General features: G+C 62.5%; 3 protein-coding genes. 2 read left to right on the forward strand and 1 reads right to left on the reverse strand.

From position 1 onward, the window contains the following. Positions 1-171: 171 nt before the first annotated feature. Positions 172-1176, reverse strand: coding sequence for an L-histidine N(alpha)-methyltransferase (egtD, locus tag OXU43_04145; protein ID MDD9824347.1), 1005 nt, complete (start codon positions 1174-1176; stop codon positions 172-174). A 177-nt stretch (positions 1177-1353) separates the two neighbouring features. On the opposite strand from egtD, the gene acs reads away from it, so the two are divergent. After that, entirely contained in the window at positions 1354-3297 is a 1944-nt protein-coding gene (gene acs / locus OXU43_04150; GenBank protein MDD9824348.1) for an acetate--CoA ligase, read from the forward strand. Positions 3298-3539: 242 nt separating this feature from the next. Further along, on the forward strand, positions 3540-3740 hold a 201-nt coding region (locus OXU43_04155; GenBank protein ID MDD9824349.1), incomplete at its 3' end, for a hypothetical protein.

Raw genomic sequence — 3740 nt, forward strand, 5'->3', positions numbered from 1 at the left:
TCATTCTTCCCATCACTCCCCCCTTTACATCAAGGGGGGAGTGGTGCGTACGAAAGCAGGAATCCATGGCGGACAAGAGAGAGCCGCTTTTCCTCCCCTCGATTGCGTAGCGGCTTGTGCGGCCGGCGGCGCCAGGCGGGAGAGCGGGTTTTCGGGGGGCGACGAAAGGGCTCAGTCGGACTTGGGAAGCCCGGCCAGCACCAGGGAAAAATAGCGGTTGGCGGGCTGATAGTGCGCGTCCACCTGCAGGCCGCAAGATTCCAGCAACTCGTGCAGCCCCCGGTAGGTGAACTTGCGGCTGATCTCGGTCAGGATCTTCTCGCCCTGGGAAAGCCGCAACGTTTCGTCCAGGGACTCGAAACGCACTTCCTGGTCTTGTTCGGATACCAGATGCGTTTCCACCCGCTCAAGAGATTCGTTGTACCGGGCGTGATGGCTGAATCTTTCGCGTTTGAAATTCGCGCCCACCTCGCGGTTCAGTACCCGCAGCATGTTCAGATTAAAGTCGGCGGTGAGCCCCTGGGTGTCGTTGTAGGCGGCATTCAGCACGTCCGTCTCTTTCGCCCGGTCGGCGCCCAGCAGCAGATGATCCCCGTCTTGCATGCAGTCTCGGATGTCGCATAGCAGGCTATATGCCTCCTCCTGGCGCAGGTTGCCGATGGTGCCGCCCAGGAATACGAACAGCCGGCCGGCGGCGCACTGCGGCAGGTTTTTCAGGCCGGCGTTGTAGTCTCCCAGCAACGGCGCGACATCAAGCCAGCCGTACTTGGCCCGCAATGTGGCGCTGGTATCCAGGAGCACGCCCTTGCTCACGTCGAACGGGGCGTAACAGCATTCCAACTCCTGCTGTTCGCAGGCGTCAAGCAAGTGTCGCGTTTTGTACGAGTTGCCGCTGCCCAGTTCCAGAATTTGCGCCGGCCCGGTCTTGGAAATAATCTCGGGGGCGTGGTCCCGCAACAGGGCGTCCTCGGTGCGCGTGGGGTAGTATTCCGAGGTCTCGCAGAGCCGCTCGAACAACCGGGAACCGTGGTCGTCGTAGAAATACTTGCAAGGAATGGATCGAGGCGGCGGTCCCAGCAAATGCTGCCGTATATCCTGGCCTATATCCGGTAATTCCCGGCTGGGAAGTACATGGACGCACCCCTCCGAGTGGGGCACGGCTATGGTCTCTGACATTGAATTGCCTGCCTGGTCAAGGTGTATTGTAACCCGCAATCGCGGCCGATTGCGGCTGCCCGGCAGTATAGCATATTATTTCCCGCCTGGGCCGCACTTGGGGCCGCACCGGGAGCCGCACCGGATTTCGGGCGTGAATAGGGCAGTTGCGATGCCCGGTCTGGAGGAAGTTGCACTATGGCGGAGAAAAGCAAGATTTATCCCGTGTCTGCGGAAGCGCGCGGCCATGCGCATATTGACAGCGAGCGATATCTGGAAATGTACCGGCGCTCTCTGGAGGATTCGGATGCTTTCTGGGCGGAACAGGCGGAGACGTTCCTGGCTTGGTCCAGGAAGTGGGATAAGGTCCAGGAGTGGGATTACCGGGATGCCGGCATCAAATGGTTCCTGAACGGCAGGCTCAATGTCGCCGCCAATTGCCTGGACCGGCACTTGGCGGCAAGCGCCGACCGGGTGGCTATTATCTGGCAGGGGGAGCAGGAGGAAAAGCAGCGGCTGCTCACCTTCCGCGAGTTGCATGAGGAAGTATGCCGTTTTGCCAATGCGCTCAAGGCCCGCGGGGTCGGCAAGGGAGACCGCGTCTCCATCTACATGCCGATGGTCCCCGAGGTTGCCGTCGCCATGCTCGCCTGCGCCCGCATCGGGGCGGTTCACTCGGTAGTTTTCGGAGGCTTCTCCGCCGAAGCGCTGCGCGACCGAATATTGGATTCCGGCTGCCGGGTCGTGATCACGGTGGACGAATGCCAACGCGGCGGCCGCAAGCTGCCCTTCAAGCAGAAGGTCGATCAGGCGGTTGCCTCGTGCCCGGACGTGCATACCGTGTTCGTGGCGCGCTTATCCGGGGGGCGCATTGATTGGCAGGAACAGCGGGATGTCTGGTACCGCGAAGCGGTGCAGGCGGCCGCCGCCGATTGCCCGCCCGAGGAAATGGATTCCGAAGACCCCCTGTTTGTCCTCTACACCTCGGGTTCCACCGGCAAGCCCAAGGGCGTCCTCCACACCACGGGCGGCTACCTGCTGTATGCCGCCATGACCCACAAGTACGTGTTCGATTACCATCCCGGCGACATCTACTGGTGCACGGCGGACGTAGGCTGGGTCACCGGCCACAGCTACGCCATATACGGTCCTCTTTGCAACGGCGCCACGACGCTGATGTTCGAGGGGCTGCCCACCTATCCGCATCCGGGAAGGTTCTGGGAGCTGGTGGAGAAATACCGGGTCAACATCTTCTACACCGCGCCCACCCTGATCCGTTCCCTGATGCAGGCCGGCGACGATCACGTCAAGCGTTGCGACCGATCCAGCCTGCGCGTACTGGGTACGGTAGGGGAGCCGATCAACCGGGAGGCATGGGAGTGGTACTACCATGTCGTCGGCGAAGGCCGTTGCCCCATTATGGATACCTGGTGGCAGACCGAAACGGGCGGCATCCTGATCACCCCGCTGCCCGGCGTCACCGCTCTGAAGCCCGGTTCCGCCTCCCAGCCCTTCTTTGGGGTCGAACCGGCGCTGCTGGACGTGGAGGGCCGCGAGATAACGGAGCCCAACGTCAAGGGCAACCTGGTGATGAAGCGCTCGTGGCCCGGGCAGATGCGCACCGTTTACGGCGACCACCGGCGCTTTGTGGAGACCTACTTCTCCGCCTATCCCGGTTACTACTTTAGCGGCGACGGGGCGACCCGGGACGAAGACGGCTACTACTGGATTACCGGCCGCGTGGACGACGTGATCAATGTCTCGGGGCACCGTCTGGGCACGGCCGAGGTCGAGAGCGCCCTGGGTCAGCACCATGCCGTGGCCGAATCCGCGGTGGTTGCCTGCCCGCACCGGCTGAAGGGACAGGGCATCTATGCCTACGTCACGTTGAAGGCGGGTCACGAGGCCACCGACGATCTGCGCCGCGAACTGGTGGCCAAGGTACGGGAGATCATTGGCCCGGTAGCCACGCCGGACCGGATTCAATGGGCGCCGGGCCTTCCCAAGACCCGTTCCGGGAAGATCATGCGCCGCATTCTGCGCAAGATTGCCGCCGACGAAACGGAAAACCTGGGCGACATCACCACGCTGGCGGATCCCGCGGTAGTGGAACAGCTGATCGAAAACCGCCAGACGGACTGAGGCCGCGGCAAAGTAGCGATGCCCTGTTGTCCAGGAGGCTTGCGACCTCTGCGCGGGGTGGCATTCGCCCGGGGATTGTGGCAGACTCCCCCCCGTTGCCCTGTTGCCGAGGAAGAGGCACGGGGATGCAGATCCCGAAGGCCGGACCGGGCCCCAAAAGAGCCCCGGCAGTAGGGGTGGTGATCGTGAAGGCAGGCTTTTTGCTAGTCTGTTACGTTTAGAAATCGAGAGGAGAACCGAAGATGAGCGAAGAGAAGAAATCCAGTTTGAAGCCTATCGCGGTGGCCCTTGGGGCTACCTTCGCCGTTTCCGTGACTGCTGCGGGCCCGGCCCATGCGGAGGGCAATCCCTTCGGCATGGTCGAGTATGGCGGCGGCTACATGGTCGCCGATGCCCATAAGGCCGAAGGCAAGTGCGGCGAAGGCAAGTGCGGCGAGGGCAAG

This window comes from Gammaproteobacteria bacterium (assembly GCA_028817255.1).
In the GTDB taxonomy this organism is placed as follows: Bacteria; Pseudomonadota; Gammaproteobacteria; order Porifericomitales; family Porifericomitaceae; genus Porifericomes; species Porifericomes azotivorans.

Excerpts from the sequence above, each read along its gene's own strand:
- egtD (MDD9824347.1), bottom strand. The coding sequence starts at position 1,176 with ATGTCAGAGACCATAGCCGTGCCCCACTCGGAGGGGTGCGTCCATGTA.
- acs (MDD9824348.1), top strand. The coding sequence starts at position 1,354 with ATGGCGGAGAAAAGCAAGATTTATCCCGTGTCTGCGGAAGCGCGCGGC.